Origin of the sequence: Winogradskyella algicola (genome assembly GCF_005869935.1) — a bacterium.
Classification (GTDB): Bacteria; Bacteroidota; Bacteroidia; order Flavobacteriales; family Flavobacteriaceae; genus Winogradskyella; species Winogradskyella algicola.
The window spans coordinates 14,888-32,307 of sequence record NZ_SZQF01000004.1 but is presented as its reverse complement, the minus strand read 5'-3'; the positions used below and the strand labels follow the sequence as shown (position 1 = coordinate 32,307).

Here is a 17,420-nt window from a genome sequence, read left to right as displayed (position 1 = left end):
ATTAATTATTATTGTTAGCGTATTCGCTTAAAATGAAACTTAAATCAAGTTGCTCTAGTGGATATGGTAAGAATACTTTTTCTGATGAAAATGTTCTACCATCATAACTCAATTCATCAAAGTTACCGAGTCTCACCATATCGTAAAATCTAACACCCCATTCCATACCTAACTCTGCAAATTTCTCATCCATAACATCTTGACTTGAAACATTTGCTAATGATGGCATGCCAGCTCTAGCTCTTACCGTATTAACAGCTTGTTCAGCTGTACCTGCAGCACCACTTGCACCGCGTGTTAGAGCCTCTGCATACATTAAAAGTACTTCAGCATACCTTAATACTGTGTAATTTTTGTTAGTTCCGTAAGATGTTCTACCAGGAGTTAATTGATTAGAAGGTAAATAATGCTTACCGCTTGCAAAATTGGCTCTTGGGTAATTATTTATGATATCACCATCTCTAGTCGTATTAGAAACAAATGAAGGAAGATTCTGATAGGCTGGATCCATCATAATTTCATCAATACCATCATTTGTAAAAAGCACGCTAGTTTCTAATCTTACAGTTTCGTTTCGGTCTAGCATAAACTTAATGAATTTAAGGCTTGGCTCATAGAAACCCCATCCACTGGTAGCTTCTTCTACCGCAGCTGTCCAGTTTTGAGGCCCATAGAATGCGTATAAATGAGCAACATTTTCCCCTGAAGCTTGTCCAAAATCAGAATATTGAATTTCCCAAATATTCTCATTAGCTAATTTTCCAGGAATTTTAAATAGTTCATAATAATCGCTAAATAATTGAAATTTACCGGAATTTATTATCTCACCAGTAGCATCGGCTACACTTTGATAATCTTCGATTTCTAAATTTGCGATGGCTTTAACAGTTAACGCTGTATATTTGGTTATACCGCCTGGCAAATCTTGACGTTGATTTGGTGCCACATCTAGCAAAAATGGTGTTGCTTCGTCCATTTGGTCAGAAATCCATTCCATAAGTTCATCTTTTGTAACAACTTCAATCTGGGTAAAATCAAGTGTATCAATCTTATATACATCACCAAAAAGTCTTGATAATTGTAAGGTCATAAAACCTCTCAACACTTTACATTCAGCAATGTACTGATCGATTAAATTAGAATTGACACCTCCGTCTCTAAATTTTTCTAAGGCGTTGATTTGGGCTGTTACCTGCACTATATCCTCTGCCCAGTTTTCGAAAAAGACATTGTACATCCAATAATTATTATCATAAATATAATTATCGGTATCTGCAAAACCTTGTTGATCTCCTTGACCACCTGCATTAACATCATCTCCTCTTACAGATAGTAATGGAATTTGCTCCCAACCAACGCTCTGAAAACTGCGATAAGCACCAACTAAAGTACCAAAAGCAAGTTCTTGGCTTGAGTAATCAATCTCATTAACCAGTGTTTGGTTTTCTGGTTCTTCGTCTAATTTTTCCTCGCAAGCAACGAAAAAGAAAATAGATAGAACAATAAGAATCAGTCTTAAATTAAATATTTGTTTCATAGCTTAAAATTTTTAAAATTTAACTTGTACTCCAAACGAGTAAACAGATGGAGTTGGATATGTTTGAGTATCACGGCCATCAAATCCAACTTCTGGATTAAAACCGTTAAAGCTTTTAGTCCATATAAATGGTCTATCAGCAGTCAATGTCAGTCTTATTTCTGGAAAATTTTCTTGTCTTAGGGTATAGCCTAATTGTATGTTTTGTATTCTGAAAAAATCACCATCTTGCAAGAAAAATTCTGATAATCTTTGATTCCAGACTTGTCTGTATCCTTCTGATGATGGGTAGGAGTTTGTAGAACCTTCACCTCTCCATCTGTTGATTGCCAAATCTGCATCTATATTTCGTCCTTGGGTTCTAATTACTTCTTGTCTGTTAGAGTTAAATATAACGTTTCCACCTTGGCCATAGAAAGCTACATTTAAATCAAAATCTTTATAATTTAACGCAATATTACCGCCATAATAGAACGTCGGTATTGGTGAACCCAAGTAAGCTCTGTCTTCTGCATCTAAAACACCATCGCCATTATTGTCTTTATATCTAAAGTAACCAGGTCTAATATCTACACCATCAGCGATAGCTGCTTGAGCAGCTGGATCGGCAAGAATTTCTGCTTCATTTTGATAAACACCGTCTATTTCCCATCCGTAGAATACGTTTATTGGTTGGCCAACAATAATTCTCTGTCTAGCTTCTGCCGTACCTGTTTCAAGAACTGGTTGACCTGCTAAACTTGTAATTTCATTGTCTAAGGTACTGAAATTACCTGAGATGGAATAACTAAAATTATCTGAAAACTGACCTCTCCAAGTTGCAGCTAATTCAATACCTTTGTTTCTAACACCACCAACATTTTGACGGCTAGAACCAGTACCTATAAACTGAAGTACATTTATAACTAAGTTGTCTGTGTCTTTTACGAAATAATCCGCTTCTAAGGATAATCTATTATCAAATAAATAAGCTGATAATCCAACATTTAATTCATCTGTAAACTCCCAAGAAATATTGTCCTCTACCGTTTCAAACTCTATGCCGTTAAAAAACGTATCGTTAAAAACTGTAGAAATTGAATTTGCAGATAAAGGGTTACTTCTTCCTACTGCATCATTTGCTACACGTCCCCAACCTGCTCTAAATTTAAGGAAGTCAATAAAATCCACATCGTCCATAAATGACTCGTCAGAGATGACATAACCAAGTCCAACTGCTGGGAGATACACATACGTTTCATCATACTTATTCGTTCCTTCAGCTCTAAAGGATAAATTTAATAGATATTTGTTTTTTAACTTATACTCGGCTCTACCGTAATAAGAAAAACCATAATCTCTAAAGCCGCCATCGTAAGCGATACGGCTATCAGGAGAAGTATTCTCTATATACCAAGTCTTGTCATTGTTTCTTACAAATGAAGATTCTGGACTGAAATTACCACTAGCACCGAAATTTCTACCATAATCATCTCTAAAAGACGTACCGGCGATTAATGTTAAGTCATGGTCGCCACCAAAATTATTTCTGTACGTTAATATATTGTCCCAAATGTAGTTTTCACCAACAGCATTATTACGTGTTATTGATGATTGTTCTATAGCACGTTGGTACTCCTCTGTTACAAAATATGGCAGTTGCACGATTCTTTCATTTGTGCCAGAATAGGTATATGAAAGACTACTTTTAAAATTTAATTTTTTTGGTAAAATTTCAAAATCCGCATAAAAGTTTGACACCAAACGTCTTCTTTCTCCTCTCCTATCAGCGTTATCCATTAACGGAAATGGATTTTGAGCCCCTCTATATCCTATTTCTCTTGCGTCTGAATATGGCAATGGATCCGCTTCTGTAAAATTAGCATCAAACACGGGTAAAATAGGTACTGCAAAATATGTAAGTTGCCATGCAGATCCTTCGTCAGCGTATTGTACGGCATTACTATATAAGATATTACCACCAACTTTTAACCAATCTGTAGCCTTGGCGTCAATCCTTGCACGAAGATTGGAACGGTTATAGCTATTTTTCATATCTAAAATACCTTGCTGAGAAAAAAAGTTACCACCCAATGAATAAGATATTTTATCTGAACCTCCGGTAACTTGAATGTCATAATTTTCAATTGGAGCGTCCCTCAAAACTTCGTCATACCAATCTGTATTAACATTTGGTATATTTGGATTAACTCTACTACGACCAAATCGTTGAATCGCTTGCTCTACACTTTCTATCTCTGCCTGAGATCCAGACTCTAATGCAAATGTAGTAAACTGCTCTGCATTGGCCATTTTTAAAATATTTTGAGCGCGTTGAACACCCATAAAAGAAGAAAATGTAATTTCTGGTTTCTTATTGAATTTACCACCCTTTGTTGTAATTACAATTACGCCATTAGCAGCTCTAACACCATAGATTGACGCAGATGACGCATCTTTTAGAACAGATACATCTTCTATTTCGCTAGGGTTTAAGAAATCTATATTGTCGAAAAAGTTGCCGTCAACAACAAAAAGAGGATTATTATTACCTGATAACGAATTCGTTCCTCTAATTCGAATTTGCGGTGTTTCACCAGGCGAACCCTGACTATTAATTTGGACACCTGCCACTTGCCCTTGTAAACCTTGCGCTATCTGAGCTGCGGGCGTACGACTAATAACTTCTGTTTTTACTGTAGAGATGGCACCTGTCAAATCTGCTTTTTTCTGTGTACCATAACCCACTACAACCACCTCGTTTAACAACGACACATCTTCTTCTAAGGCTACGTTAAGAACAATTTGGTTTTCGATAGTTGTAGATTGTGATTTAAAACCAATGTAGCTGAAATTTAATTTCTGACCACTTTGCACAGTTATATTGTACTTACCGTCAAAGTCGGTTGTTACACCTTTAGAGGTACCCTCTATAATTACACTTACACCAGGCAATGGCATGCCATCGCTTGCTGAAGTTACAACACCACTTACTTCTATTTGTTGACTCCAAGAGATTAAGGAGATAAACAAAAGTAATATTAAACTGAATTTAGTTTTCATACATTAACATTTAGATTGAAATAGTTAGTTTTTTCTAAACCTAAAGTTAAGGTGTTAACTTAAATTTAATATATATACTATTTACATTTTAATTACGCCATGAAATACTAAAAGACCCTAAAAGCCTTTAAATTCATAATTTGACGTAGTTTAAATATAAACGAAAACGTTGTAAAATCTTAAAATTTTAACTAAGTGACGTAGTAATGACGTAGTTAAAAATATCAAATTAACAACTTAATGTAGCTGTTATTTAATATTCAACAAATAATCTGTCAAAGAAATGTCATTTTCTAAATTCAATTTCTTTTTCAGTCTGTATCTATGAGTCTCTACTCCTCTAACAGAGATATTCATTAAAGGTGCAATTTCTTTATTTGCTAGATTCATTTTAATATATGCACATACTTTTAAATCTTTTGGAGTTAAAATTTGATGACGTGATTTAAGCCTGGTAAAAAACTCATCATGAACTTGATTGAAATTCTCTTCAAAAACCTCCCATTCATCTTTATGCTCTATTGAATTATTCAATTTCTTAACAAGCTTCTTGTATGAATAATAATCATTAAAGCTATCCTTGTTTATAGCTAATTCGCGCTTAATATCTTGGAGAACTTCATTCTTTTTAACCAGTGCCATTGCATTGTTAGCTAATTGTTTACTCTTTATTTTTAATTCATTTTGTAATGATTGATTCTTTAGCTGTACTATATTTTTTTCGTTTTCTAGAGTTTTTTCTCGTAAAAGCTTGTGCTGCTCCCTTTCGTATTTAACTCTAATTAACCGTTGCTCTTTTTGAATTTTTCTATGATGTAAATAATAGAATAAACCTATTACACCAAACAATAACACAACATATAATATTAAACCAAGAGTTCCTTTATACCAAGGTGGACTAACATCTAATTTTAGACTTTGGCTTTTTGACGTATTTCCAGAATCGTCTCTTGTTCTTAATAATATGTCATAAACACCATGATTAATATTATTTAGTTCAAGATTTCTGTTATCCACTTTGAACCAATCTTTACTCAAAGAGGGTATACTATATTCAAAATAATGATTATTAGATTTAGAAGAGGACAGTTCTAAATTCACGCTTTCATTGTACTTTAATGCAACAACTTTATCGCCACTATCGATTGATGATAGACTTACACTCTTACCATTAACTTGAATTGACTCTATTCTAGGTTTAAAAAGAACTGTAGAATCCATATAGCTTTCATCAATGAGCATAAAACCATTGTCTAAATTTAAAGCAAAAAGTGAGTTATCTATTTTAGAGACATGTTCATATCCTACTATATATCTATTCTTTATTAACTTGTTGTTTATTTTTCTCTCAACACTGTCATTATTAATGTATTTAAATCTTATTACACCATTTTTATCTTTAAGAACTATCGGACCCATATCTTTCTCAGATATAATATAAGAATCCGTTCCAAACTTTTCATTCAACAAATCAAAAGGCACAATAGAATCTAGTATTGGCTCATATTTTTGCCAACCATGATTAGTTTTAAAAACTATGTCATTTTTTAAATTATATACTCTAGGATTATACTCAGAGTCTAAGCCTTTGAGTCCATAATTTGTAACTTTAGTTATAGTATCATAAGACTTACTGAAATTTATTTTATAAACACCTTTATAAGCATGAGCCACCCATGCAGTATAAGGGTTTTCAAAAACCAAAAATCTTGAAGGAATAGTGGTTTTGCCCATGTGCTTAGTACTCCACTTTCCTTTTTTTTGTTCAAATTTCACTAAACCAGCATATGTGCCTTGTATATATAAATCGTCGTGCTCGGGCACTTTTTGAATAGTCCATCCGCCAGTAAAATCTGATATTTTTCTTATTTGATTTTTATCAACTAAAAAAGTACCTTCATTGTGTCCACAGAATAAGTTACCGTCTATAATCTTTAAATCCCAAACTTGCCCCTGTGAACCATCAATAAAACTTAAAGTTTTATTTTTATCCAAACAAAATAGTCCAGTATTAGTACCTATATAAAGTAAACCTTGGTATTTAACAATATCATAAACAGCACCTAATTTCCCTGAGATATCGTTAAAAAAATAGTTAGTATTCTTTAGATCAATTGTTGCTATTCCATTATCTAGACCAAGCCATAACTTACTATTATTATCAATAAACTGGCCAAGAACTGTATTGTTTATGAGTCCATTTTCTTTGCTAACATGAAATTTTATCTCTCCATTACTATCTGCTACATAAACACCATCTTTTATGGTACCAAAGACCATATACCCATTATCTAATTTAGAAAACTTATTCAGCTGGTGTTGCTTTATTTCATTATTAAAAGCATATGTTGTAGGTACTAGCTTATTAGAAATCAAATAAAAACTTCCTTTAAGTGAAGTCATTATTAAGTATCGATCTTGTTTTTTTACTATTGAAATTATTTTAGTATCCTTTAATATTTCATCAGAAAAAAAAGGAATTAAAGTTTTGTTTTGTAGCTTAAATATCCCGTTGTTTAAAGTAGAAACAAGTAAATCTTCACCTACTAAACTCAATGATATTACAGCTGAACTCGGATTAATACGTTCTACAGTTTTAAAATCATATATATAAATACTCGAGAATGATCTAAAAACGATTTTATCCTTATAACTTAATATTTGCCAAATTTCCTCATTTGGAGAGATATCATCTTTAATCAATTCACTTAAAGAGTTATAAATTAAATCCCCATAATCATCTTCTTCCCAATAACCAAACTCTTCAAACGAACCTGTAAAAACCAAGTTATTCAATTCTAAAACCGATCTTACAGTGGTTTTGTTAGGCAATTGAAACAATTTCCAATCTAAACCATCATATTCTAATAATCCATTGTTGTTGGCTACATATATTTTACCATTTACAGCTCTGTGTAAATCCCAATTTTGGTTACTAGCCTTATATTCAGCAATAGAGTAGTTATGAATATTTGGTGAAAATTGACAATAAGAGACAAATGAGAAAAAAAAATGGAATAATAATAAAGTTAATGCTGTTTTCATTCTAAGATTATAATAAATGCTTTTGATGAAGCATTTAAAATTAAAAAATTAATTAACTCTATACCTAAAATTTCACTCAATATGAAAATTAAACAGACCATTACACGGAATAAAAAATCAACTTTTATTTTATACATTAAAACTTAAAACTTCCGTCTATTATCATTTATATGTTATGCATAGAACAAATCATCATAAATAAAAACGGAGAACTCATCAAATAAGATAAATTCTCCGCTGCTGTGACCACGGCAGGATTCAAACCTGCAACCTTCTGAGCCGTAATCAGATGCGCTATTCAGTTGCGCCACGTGGCCTTATAAAGGGCTGCAAATATATAACTTTTATTAAAAAACAACCAAACTATTTATTTCAAAATTCTAAATGATTATTTTTGAAACATGATTTCAAAAGAATTAATACAACCTTTCGCCTACTTATTTGACGAAGAAATTCTTAAAAATATTTCTAAAGTAGCTGAACTTAGAACTTTCAAAAAAAGTGATATTATAATTGATATTGGCCAAGAATTGAAGCACGTTCCGTTGTTAATTAAAGGAAATATTAAAGTTTTGAGAGAAGACAATGAGGGAAGCGAATTATTACTGTACGTTTTAGAGTCTGGAGATACTTGTGCAATGTCATTAACCTGTTGCATGGCCAAATCTGTAAGTAAGATAAGAGCCATTGCTGATGAAGACACTACGGTTATTATGATACCCATAGAAGAAATGAGGAGTTGGTTTGATACCAACACCAGTTGGAGAAGTTTTATTCTGCAAAGTTACCAGATACGTTTTGACGAAATGCTAGAAACCATTGACACTTTGGCTTTTATGAAAATGGATGAAAGACTTTTTAAGTACCTTACAGATAAAGTAAAGCTTTCTGCTTCTACAGATTTAGAAATTACGCATCAGGAAATTGCCGAAGATTTGCACACCTCTAGAGTTGTAGTTTCTAGATTGTTAAAACAACTCGAAAAACAAGAAAGAATAACATTAGGAAGAAATAAAATCCATGTTATAGATTTTTAATTCTTTATTAAACCCCTTATCCCTCAACACTAAAATTTTATAATTTATATGGAACTAATTAAAGAACCTTGGCCATGGTATGTATCTGGCCCATGCATTGCTATTACCATGTTTTTGTTACTTTATTTCGGAAGAACATTTGGTATGTCTTCTAATTTAAGAACTATGTGTGCTATGGGTGGCGCAGGTAAATATTCTGAGTTTTTTAAATTTGACTGGAAAAGTCAAAAATGGAACCTCACCGTAGTGATTGGAGCTATCGTAGGTGGGTTTATTGCTCATTTTTTTCTATCGAACCCAACCGACATCAACCTAAGTACTGAAACTATTAAAGACCTACACGAACTCGGTTTTAAAAATGTAGGAAATAGCCTTTTACCACCGGAACTATTTGCTTGGAAAAATGTTTTAACTCTTAAAGGTATTGCCCTACTAATAGTTGGAGGCTTTTTAGTTGGTTTTGGGACCCGATATGCTGGAGGTTGTACGTCTGGCCATGCCATAACTGGTTTAAGTAGCTTGCAATTACCATCATTGATTGCAGTTATTGGTTTCTTCATTGGTGGTTTAATCATGATTCATTTAATCTTTCCAATACTATTCTAAAATGAAGAATTTTTTAAAGTTTTTTTTAGTTGGAATATTCTTCGGAATTGTACTAGTAAAATCCGAAGCTGTTTCTTGGTATCGCATATTTGAAATGTTTAAATTTCAATCCTTTCATATGTATGGCATTATTGGCTCCGCTGTTTTTACAGGTGTTATTTTATTGTTAATTGCAAAAAAGAAACATCTTAAAACTACGCAAGGCACATACCTACGAGTTCCTCCAAAAGACAATGGACTTATCAGATACATAGTAGGTGGAAGTATTTTTGGACTCGGATGGGCTCTTTCAGGTGCTTGTCCTGGACCAATGTATGTCTTGGTGGGCACAGGTGTTTTTTCTATGTTAATAGTAATAGCTGCTGCTTTGGTAGGCACATTTGTGTATGGGATTTTAAAACGTAAGCTACCGCATTAGTTTACGAACTATGTAACAAATAGTACACTAAGATTTTTATGCTTTTGTAATTTAGCGTAAATTTATAAGAGATGAAGCTATATTAATCATAGGTTTTATTTCTAGTAAAAAATAATTACTAATGAAAATTGAACAATTATACACAGGGTGCTTAGCTCAAGGAGCTTATTATATTGAATCTAGAGGTGAGGTAGCGATTATAGATCCTCTAAGAGAAACACAACAATATATAGATAAAGCAAAAGCTAATAATGCCAAAATTAAATATGTATTAGAAACGCATTTCCATGCAGATTTTGTGTCTGGACATGTGGATTTAGCTGAAAAAACTGGAGCTACTATCGTCTTCGGTCCTGGTGCAGAAACAGAATACAACATTCACTCGGCAACCGATGGTGAGGAATTGAAACTCGGTGATATTACTATAAAAGTACTGCACACACCAGGTCATACCTTAGAATCTGTAACTTACTTACTAAAAGATGAAAACGGTAAGGATTACGCCATATTTTCAGGAGACACACTTTTTTTAGGTGATGTTGGCAGACCAGATTTGGCCATAAAATCAGATTTAACAGAGCGTGACTTAGCTGGTATGTTGTATGATTCATTAAGAGAAAAAATTATGCCTTTGGCTGATGATGTTATTGTGTACCCTGCACATGGAGCTGGTTCTGCTTGCGGAAAAAATTTAAGTAAAGAAACGGTTGGTGTTTTAGGTGAACAAAAGAAAACAAACTATGCTTTGCGTGCAGATATGACCAGAGAAGAATTTATTGAAGAAGTGCTTGATGGTATCGCACAACCTCCACAATATTTTGCTAAGAATGCGATGATGAATAAAATGGGCTATGATGCTTTTGACGACATTCTTAACACCGGAAACAACCCCTTAACACCAGAAGAATTTGAAGCATTAGCAAATCATGAATCTGCATTGGTTTTAGATGTAAGAACACAATCAGATTATATTAAAGCTCACATACCTAACTCAATATTTATTGGATTAAACGGACAGTTTGCGCCTTGGGTTGGTGCTTTAATTACAGACATTAAACAGCCTATTTTACTAGTAGTCCCAGAAGGTAAGTCTGAAGAAGCTGTAACTAGATTATCTCGAGTTGGTTACGATAATACCTTAGGTTATCTTGAAGGTGGTATAGACGCATGGGAAGCCTCAGGAAAAGAAATCGATTCCTTAGAATCTATCTCTGCTGAAGAATTTGAAAAAAGAGCAAATACATCAGAATTAAGTGTTTTAGATGTTCGTAAAGATGGTGAATATAAAAGTATGCATTTAGAAAATGCTCAGCATTTTGCACTAGATTATATCAACAATCAAATGGATCAAATAGATAAGGATAAAACCTATTATGTACATTGTGCTGGTGGTTATCGTTCTGTTATCGCAGCTTCAATACTAAAAGCAAGAGGCTACCATAATTTGGTAGACATCGCTGGCGGATTTGGTGCTATTAAGAAAACAAACCTACCTACTACCGATTTTGTTTGTCTATCAACACTTTAAAACTCTTTTATTATGAAAAAGAACATGGGAAGTTTAGACAAAGGTATTAGAATTATAATTGCTATTACTATAGCCTTATTGTATTATTTCAATGTAATTGAAGGTACACTGGCTTATGTTTTAATGGCATTAGCTATTATTTTCTTACTCACAAGTTTTATTAGTTTCTGTCCGCTTTATTTACCTTTTGGATGGAACACCTGTAAACGCAAATAATTACAAAATGAAGACTACAACAATACAAATACAAAATCTAAAATGTGGTGGTTGTGCTAATACTATACTAACACAATTATCCAAACTCGATGACATATCTGATGTTTCAGTTAACAATGATACAGATGAAGTAAGCTTTAATCATAATAATAATGAAGCGTTTGAAGCTGCAAAAACAAAACTTTCAGATTTAGGATACCCAATGGTAGGTGAACAAAACTCTTTACCTAAAAAGGCTAAATCTTTTGTTAGTTGTGCTGTCGGAAGAATGACAAAATAAAAAATCCCTCGCTTGAGGGATTTCTTTTTTTATACTATTTCTGCACTAAGTCCTGCTTGCAATAGCTTAGAACATCTAGGTTTTAAATCTTCGTAAGCACCTGTTTTTACTGTACATTTACCTTTGTAATGTACAATTATAGAACATTGCTCTGCTTGTTCTGGTGTGTGGTCACATGCATAAATTAGTGTATCTATTACATGATCAAAAGTATTCACATCATCATTAAATAAAACAATCTCATTTTGTTTCAACACTTCTTCTTCGAGGAGTAATTCTTCTGATAATTTTTCTTTCGTCATAACTACAAACGGATTTGAGGATTTCTCGTTTTAATTATACTAATTTATGAATTTTAACGATACCCAATCACCTCTTTTTATTGTTTCTTTAAATTTTAACATGTGCTTATTACATAAATCTTCAAGCTTTGGTATATCTTCTTCGTAAAAACCACTTAAATACAATTCACCATTACTGTTTAGACATTTAACATACATAGGTATATCTGCTAATAGAATATTTCTATTAATATTTGCAATAATTGTATCGTATTGCTTTCCTTCTAACAGTTTTACATCACCTTCATAAACCGAAATATTTTTACAATCATTTCGCTCTATATTTTCTAAACTATTTAGGTAGCACCAATTATCAATATCTATAGCATCTAATTTTGTTGCCCCAACTTTCTCAGCTAAAATCGCTAATACACCAGTGCCACAACCCATATCTAAAACTAATTTATTTTTAAAATCGTTCTTTAAAATATGTTGAATCATCATATGTGTGGTTTCATGATGACCTGTACCAAAACTCATTTTTGGTTCAATAATAAGATCGTATTTAGTACTAGGTTTATCGTGAAATGGTGCTCTTACTGTAACTAAATCATCGACAACTATAGGCTTAAAGTTCTTCTCCCACTCTGCATTCCAGTTGGTTTGCTCTATCTCATTAAATTCATAGGTAATTTTAAATTCTTCAGAGTTTAAAATTTGTATATCTTCTAGTATAAAAGCATTCCAGTCGTCTTTTTGAATATACGCAGTAACACCTTTTGAGTGTTCTACAAAACTTTCGAAACCTGCATAGCCAAGCTCTGCAATTAAAATTTCTGTTGCTGGCTGAAGAGGTTCTACTTTAAATTCGTAGCCTATATATATAGTGTTGTTCATTTAAAACGCGTTCACTATAGCAAAAAAATCTTCTGCCTTTAAAGAGGCGCCTCCAATTAGTCCACCATCTACATCTGGTTTAGAGAAAATTTCCTTAGCATTGTTTGGCTTTACACTTCCACCATAAAGAATTGAAACTTCGTCTGCAACGTCGTTACCATATTTTTCAGCTAAAGTTTTTCTAATAAATGCATGCATATCTTGTGCTTGGTCTGGTGTAGCAGTTTCTCCTGTACCTATTGCCCAAACAGGCTCATAAGCTAAAACAATATGCTTGAAGGCATTTGCGTCTAAATGAAAAAGTACGTTTTTTATTTGGTTTTCTACAACCGTTTCCTCATTACCTGCTTTGCGGTCAGATAATTCTTCACCAAAACAAAAAATCACTCGCATATTATTAGCTAAAGCTGCATCAACTTTTTTAGCTAGAGCTTCATCAGTTTCATTAAAATAAGCTCTGCGCTCACTATGCCCAAGAATCACTGATTTAATACCAATACTTTTTAGCATACCTGCACTAATCTCACCTGTATATGCACCATTTTCTGCAAAGTGCATATTCTGGGCAATCACTTCTATATCATATTGTCTAGTTGCTTCGAAAGCGTGCCATAAGTTTGTAAATGTTGGTGCAATCATTACCTCTACATCAGACGATTTCTCTTGCTTTATTAACTCCGTAATTAAGGTTTTGGTCTGAATTAAACCATTATTCATTTTCCAGTTACCAGCAACAATATGTTTTCTCATGATTTTATAAATTGATTTTACTTTAGTTTGAAGTATACAAAAATAAGCTTTTAAAGCACAATGCTTGTTGATAATTATCAGTTAATTATCAAGATAGCTTAACGCGAGGATCTAACCATGCATAGACTAAATCTACTAGAATATTAATGGTTATAAAGACAATAGCAATAACCAAAACAGAACCCATTATTACTGGTAAATCTAGAGTGTTTAAAGCATTAACTATTTCTTTTCCAAGCCCATTCCATCCAAAAATATACTCAACAAAAACGGCACCAGCAAGCATCGATGCAAACCATCCTGAAATTGCCGTAACCACTGGATTTAATGCATTTTTAACAGCATGGTTTTTTATCACTTTAAACTCGCTTAATCCTTTAGCTCTTGCGGTTCTTATGTAATCTTGACTCATTATATCTAATAGCGAATTACGCATCAGCTGAATAACTACTGCCAACGGACGAATACCTAAAACAATGGCAGGAAGTATTAAATTCTTCCACTGTATATTCATTTTTTCACCAAAATCATCTAATTCATACAGACTTCCTGTCATTTCTAGATTGGTGTATTTGTGCAACACAAAACCAAACAACCACGCAAAAAGAATAGCACTAAAAAAAGAAGGCACACTCATACCAAACGTGCTTAAAACTTGTATTGTTTTATCCACCCAAGTATCTCTGTATAACGCTGAAATAATTCCGAACACAATCCCAAAAATTATAGCAATTATAATTGCTGAAACTGCCAAAACAAAGGTATTTGGAATAGTTTCACCAATAACATCTGTTACTTTTTTTCCTTGTTTGGTGAAGGATTCTCTTAAGTAAGGTGTTTTTACAACCGTTGTTGTATTACCGATACTAAATAACTTTGCAGCATTATACTTATTAATACTTAAATATGTGTAATCTTCTGAATTATTAGAGTGAAATGAAATTGGAGATAGGTCATTTAAATAATACAAAAACTGTGTTCCCAAAGACTTATCGAAACCATATTTCTTTTTTACTGCTTCTACTTGTTCGGCAGATTGATTTTGCCCGAGCATCATCTTTGCAGGATCGCCAGGAAGAATTGTAAATAAAAAGAAAATAACTGTAACAACACCTAATAAGGTGATAAATGCATAGAACAGTTTATTTATAAAGTATCTTATCAAGTGATTAGTGTTCAGTGTTCAGTATTTAGTGTTCAGTATTCAGTGTTGAATTTTCTACATCTTACAACCAAACTTTCCTGGATTATTTATCATATAATTTATTAGCTTTCCTACCTCTTTACTTTTAAGCATAAAATCATCATAATATTCCTTTGACATATATTCGCAAGCAACAGCAAATCTCAACCAAGTTTGCGTTTCAGAATTCTCTGCATCACTATCGGTTAATTTACTTATGAAGTGTTTTGGATATAATCGCTTTCTATAAGCTTCCGAAATATTAGCACAAACGCTTCGAGAAGATCTTCTAATTTGATCTGTTAAAGAATATGTTTCTTCTTTTGGAAACTCTTTAGACTTAAAATAGATTTCCATTGCCAAATCAAAACCCTTTTTATATGCTAATAAATCTTCAAACTTCATTTTAAATATTAAGTTTTGATATTAAAAAACTGCTTACTGCTACTGCAAACTGAGTACTATAAATTTACATCCTCAATATCGTTCCAATGTGCTTTATTAACAACCGTACCCCTTTCTAAAAGAACAACACCAGGATTAGCTCGCACTATGGTCTTTATCACTTTTTCATCACACAAGTAAAAATCAAAATTAAGGTCAAAATCTTGTTTCACCTTTTCTTTTTCATACTCACCAGAAGAGGTAAGCCCTATCACTGTGTAGCCTTTTTTAGTAGCTCTATCTGTAAAGGGTTTTAATTTAGCTACTCCATCAGTTTCAGATGCAGTAATATTATACATTGCGATTACGACCAACTTATCCTTTTCCATGAAATAAGTTGTTAGGTCTTCATCTTCAGACTCAATAGAAAAATCCTGAATTGGTGGCACATAACCTTCATCAATCGTCTTAGTCTCAACACCTACATACTCACCATCAACTTCTGGATAACTTCCGTTAGTCACAAATTCCTGTTTCTCGCCATCGATATTAAACGTCCACGTATATTCTAAAACTGGTTTTGCAGCATTTTCTGGAATTTCCATTTGCTTTGGTATATTTTTACCAATGGCGTAAGCTCTAAAGTCTATAGCTGGTAAATGCATTAATACATGGTAACCAAACCATAATGACACAATAAAACTGAGTAAGGCAATAACAGTAGTTGGTAATTTAGTAAATAGCGGTTGTATATGCCTTAAACCTTTTACCAAAATCAATATTAGAGCAAGTAGTATAACGTCCTTAGTAAAACTTTCCCATGGTGTTAATTTTAATGCATCACCAAAACAACCACAGTCTTTTACTTTATCAAAATATGCTGAATAAAAAGTTAAAAACGTGAAGAAGACTATCATAGCCAATAGGCTATAAATGGTAAATTTTGGTTTATATCCGATTAATAAAAACACACCTAAAACAACCTCAAAAACTACAACGAAAACAGAAAGCAATAAGGCATATGGAATCATAAATTCCATATTTAGCACGTCTGCTCCAAAATACTCTTGCAGTTTATAAGAAAATCCTAATGGGTCGTTAAGCTTTATAAATCCTGAGATTATAAATAAAACTCCAACGAATATTCTGCTTATGTGTGTGATGTATTTCATAAATATTAAATTCCAAAAATCAAAAACTAAATTCCAAACAAATAATTAAAAATTAAACTTTTTCTTTTATTTTAACTTATTAATAATAGCCGAGAGTATTTTTCTAATTTCATTAGCTTCGTTTCTTAAATTTTCAATCCTATCGTTTTCGCTTTCGTTAAACTCTTTCAATAGTCTTAACCAATATTCACTCTCCTTAGCTTCTTTTCTTGCGATTCTTAATCTAAACTTTAAATCTTTATCACCGAGTTTTTCATTTCCTTCAATATAATTTGCTCCAACAGAACCAGAAGATTTTACCAATTGTTTACCATCTTCAATATTAGAAATTGTACTTTTTAAATCTCGAACCAAAAAACGACAATCTCTTGCAAAAACAAAAGTTCTCTTTTCTAAATTATAAATCTTATCATTTCCCAAATCTTTTGGAATTTAGTTTTTGTAATTTGGAATTTATTCACCTTCACCAAGATGAATCATGGCGAAAACAGCATAATTTATCATATCTTGATAATTAGCGTCTATACCTTCACTTACAATGGTTTTACCTGCATTATCTTCAATCTGCTTTACGCGCAATAGTTTTTGTAATATTAAATCGGTTAACGAGCTCACACGCATATCTCGCCAAGCTTCACCATAGTCGTGATTTTTGTTCATCATTAACTCTTTGGTCAGTGCAACCTTTTCATCATAGAGCTTCGTAGCTTCTTCCGTCTCCAGATCTGGTTGTTCTACAACACCTTTTTCTAACTGAATTAATGCCATAACACAGTAGTTTATAATACCTATAAACTCACTTACTTCTCCTTCATCCACCTTTCTAACATCATTTTCTTGTAAACTTCTAATACGTTGTGCTTTTATAAAAATCTGATCAGTAAGCGACGGTAATCTTAATATCCTCCATGCACTTCCATAATCGCTCATTTTGTTTACAAAAAGCGATCTGCACTTTTCTATAACAGCATCGTATTGTTTTGATGTATCTTGCATATAATTCCGTAAAAATTTCTGTAAATTTCGCTTATTTAGTTTAAAGTT

17 protein-coding genes and 1 tRNA gene are annotated in these 17,420 nt (G+C 32.7%); 6 read left to right on the top strand and 12 right to left on the bottom strand.

Annotated elements, in window-relative coordinates; genetic code table 11:
* Position 1 precedes the first annotated feature (1 nt).
* The 4 genes from FC091_RS07700 to FC091_RS07685 form a co-directional block, all read right to left on the bottom strand.
* The gene (locus FC091_RS07700; RefSeq protein ID WP_138433699.1) at positions 2–1,537 is read right to left on the bottom strand and encodes a RagB/SusD family nutrient uptake outer membrane protein; all 1,536 of its coding nucleotides are present in this window, start codon (positions 1,535–1,537) and stop codon (positions 2–4) included.
* A 12-nt stretch (positions 1,538–1,549) separates the two neighbouring features.
* Positions 1,550–4,579, bottom strand: a complete 3,030-nt coding sequence (locus FC091_RS07695; RefSeq protein WP_138433698.1) for a SusC/RagA family TonB-linked outer membrane protein — start codon at positions 4,577–4,579, stop codon at positions 1,550–1,552.
* 249 nt (positions 4,580–4,828) lie between these two features.
* The gene (locus tag FC091_RS07690; RefSeq protein WP_138433697.1) at positions 4,829–7,624 is read right to left on the bottom strand and encodes a helix-turn-helix and ligand-binding sensor domain-containing protein; all 2,796 of its coding nucleotides are present in this window, start codon (positions 7,622–7,624) and stop codon (positions 4,829–4,831) included.
* Positions 7,625–7,867: 243 nt separating this feature from the next.
* Positions 7,868–7,941 (bottom strand) — tRNA-Arg (locus FC091_RS07685).
* A gap of 84 nt (positions 7,942–8,025) precedes the next feature.
* Here FC091_RS07685 and FC091_RS07680 point away from each other — a divergent pair.
* The 6 genes from FC091_RS07680 (at position 8,026) to FC091_RS07655 (ending at position 11,709) form a co-directional block, all read left to right on the top strand.
* Positions 8,026–8,661, top strand: a complete 636-nt coding sequence (locus FC091_RS07680; protein WP_138433696.1) for a Crp/Fnr family transcriptional regulator — start codon at positions 8,026–8,028, stop codon at positions 8,659–8,661.
* 48 nt (positions 8,662–8,709) lie between these two features.
* Positions 8,710–9,267: a YeeE/YedE family protein gene (locus FC091_RS07675; protein WP_138433695.1), complete on the top strand. Its 558-nt coding sequence runs from the start codon at positions 8,710–8,712 to the stop codon at positions 9,265–9,267.
* A 1-nt stretch (position 9,268) separates the two neighbouring features.
* A complete protein-coding gene (locus FC091_RS07670) occupies positions 9,269–9,685 on the top strand; it encodes a DUF6691 family protein (RefSeq protein ID WP_138433694.1) in 417 nt (138 codons plus the stop codon).
* A 121-nt stretch (positions 9,686–9,806) separates the two neighbouring features.
* Positions 9,807–11,213 (top strand): MBL fold metallo-hydrolase, encoded by a 1,407-nt coding sequence (locus FC091_RS07665; RefSeq protein ID WP_138433693.1) that lies wholly within the window; start codon positions 9,807–9,809, stop codon positions 11,211–11,213.
* Between the two features lie 12 nt (positions 11,214–11,225).
* Positions 11,226–11,429 (top strand): YgaP family membrane protein, encoded by a 204-nt coding sequence (locus FC091_RS07660; protein WP_138433692.1) that lies wholly within the window; start codon positions 11,226–11,228, stop codon positions 11,427–11,429.
* A gap of 7 nt (positions 11,430–11,436) precedes the next feature.
* Complete coding sequence (locus FC091_RS07655; protein WP_138433691.1) at positions 11,437–11,709, top strand: heavy-metal-associated domain-containing protein; 273 nt, start codon at positions 11,437–11,439, stop codon at positions 11,707–11,709.
* 29 nt (positions 11,710–11,738) lie between these two features.
* On the opposite strand, the gene FC091_RS07650 is transcribed toward FC091_RS07655, so the two are convergent.
* The 8 genes from FC091_RS07650 to FC091_RS07615 all read right to left on the bottom strand — a co-directional run bounded on the left by FC091_RS07650 (position 11,739) and on the right by FC091_RS07615 (position 17,372).
* The gene (locus FC091_RS07650; protein ID WP_138433690.1) at positions 11,739–12,011 is read right to left on the bottom strand and encodes an ATP-dependent Clp protease adaptor ClpS; all 273 of its coding nucleotides are present in this window, start codon (positions 12,009–12,011) and stop codon (positions 11,739–11,741) included.
* A gap of 39 nt (positions 12,012–12,050) precedes the next feature.
* Positions 12,051–12,887 (bottom strand): 50S ribosomal protein L11 methyltransferase, encoded by an 837-nt coding sequence (prmA, locus tag FC091_RS07645; RefSeq protein WP_138433689.1) that lies wholly within the window; start codon positions 12,885–12,887, stop codon positions 12,051–12,053.
* The gene (tpiA, locus tag FC091_RS07640) at positions 12,888–13,637 is read right to left on the bottom strand and encodes a triose-phosphate isomerase (protein WP_138433688.1); all 750 of its coding nucleotides are present in this window, start codon (positions 13,635–13,637) and stop codon (positions 12,888–12,890) included.
* 88 nt (positions 13,638–13,725) lie between these two features.
* Positions 13,726–14,802: an ABC transporter permease gene (locus FC091_RS07635; protein ID WP_138433687.1), complete on the bottom strand. Its 1,077-nt coding sequence runs from the start codon at positions 14,800–14,802 to the stop codon at positions 13,726–13,728.
* 54 nt (positions 14,803–14,856) lie between these two features.
* On the bottom strand, positions 14,857–15,225 hold the full coding sequence (locus FC091_RS07630) for a four helix bundle protein (protein ID WP_138433686.1): 369 nt from the start codon (positions 15,223–15,225) through the stop codon (positions 14,857–14,859).
* Between the two features lie 56 nt (positions 15,226–15,281).
* Positions 15,282–16,376, bottom strand: a complete 1,095-nt coding sequence (locus FC091_RS07625; RefSeq protein ID WP_138433685.1) for a BT_3928 family protein — start codon at positions 16,374–16,376, stop codon at positions 15,282–15,284.
* Between the two features lie 66 nt (positions 16,377–16,442).
* Positions 16,443–16,796, bottom strand: a complete 354-nt coding sequence (locus FC091_RS07620; RefSeq protein WP_138433684.1) for a four helix bundle protein — start codon at positions 16,794–16,796, stop codon at positions 16,443–16,445.
* Positions 16,797–16,829: 33 nt separating this feature from the next.
* Positions 16,830–17,372, bottom strand: a complete 543-nt coding sequence (locus FC091_RS07615) for a DUF1599 domain-containing protein (RefSeq protein WP_138433683.1) — start codon at positions 17,370–17,372, stop codon at positions 16,830–16,832.
* Between the last annotated feature and the right edge of the window lie 48 nt (positions 17,373–17,420).

Excerpts from the sequence above, each read along its gene's own strand:
- FC091_RS07650 (WP_138433690.1), bottom strand. The coding sequence starts at position 12,011 with ATGACGAAAGAAAAATTATCAGAAGAATTACTCCTCGAAGAAGAAGTG.
- FC091_RS07700 (WP_138433699.1), bottom strand. The coding sequence starts at position 1,537 with ATGAAACAAATATTTAATTTAAGACTGATTCTTATTGTTCTATCTATT.
- FC091_RS07655 (WP_138433691.1), top strand. The coding sequence starts at position 11,437 with ATGAAGACTACAACAATACAAATACAAAATCTAAAATGTGGTGGTTGT.
- FC091_RS07625 (WP_138433685.1), bottom strand. The coding sequence starts at position 16,376 with ATGAAATACATCACACACATAAGCAGAATATTCGTTGGAGTTTTATTT.
- FC091_RS07665 (WP_138433693.1), top strand. The coding sequence starts at position 9,807 with ATGAAAATTGAACAATTATACACAGGGTGCTTAGCTCAAGGAGCTTAT.
- FC091_RS07695 (WP_138433698.1), bottom strand. The coding sequence starts at position 4,579 with ATGAAAACTAAATTCAGTTTAATATTACTTTTGTTTATCTCCTTAATC.
- FC091_RS07675 (WP_138433695.1), top strand. The coding sequence starts at position 8,710 with ATGGAACTAATTAAAGAACCTTGGCCATGGTATGTATCTGGCCCATGC.
- FC091_RS07690 (WP_138433697.1), bottom strand. The coding sequence starts at position 7,624 with ATGAAAACAGCATTAACTTTATTATTATTCCATTTTTTTTTCTCATTT.
- tpiA (WP_138433688.1), bottom strand. The coding sequence starts at position 13,637 with ATGAGAAAACATATTGTTGCTGGTAACTGGAAAATGAATAATGGTTTA.
- FC091_RS07680 (WP_138433696.1), top strand. The coding sequence starts at position 8,026 with ATGATTTCAAAAGAATTAATACAACCTTTCGCCTACTTATTTGACGAA.
- FC091_RS07670 (WP_138433694.1), top strand. The coding sequence starts at position 9,269 with ATGAAGAATTTTTTAAAGTTTTTTTTAGTTGGAATATTCTTCGGAATT.
- prmA (WP_138433689.1), bottom strand. The coding sequence starts at position 12,887 with ATGAACAACACTATATATATAGGCTACGAATTTAAAGTAGAACCTCTT.
- FC091_RS07615 (WP_138433683.1), bottom strand. The coding sequence starts at position 17,372 with ATGCAAGATACATCAAAACAATACGATGCTGTTATAGAAAAGTGCAGA.
- FC091_RS07660 (WP_138433692.1), top strand. The coding sequence starts at position 11,226 with ATGAAAAAGAACATGGGAAGTTTAGACAAAGGTATTAGAATTATAATT.
- FC091_RS07630 (WP_138433686.1), bottom strand. The coding sequence starts at position 15,225 with ATGAAGTTTGAAGATTTATTAGCATATAAAAAGGGTTTTGATTTGGCA.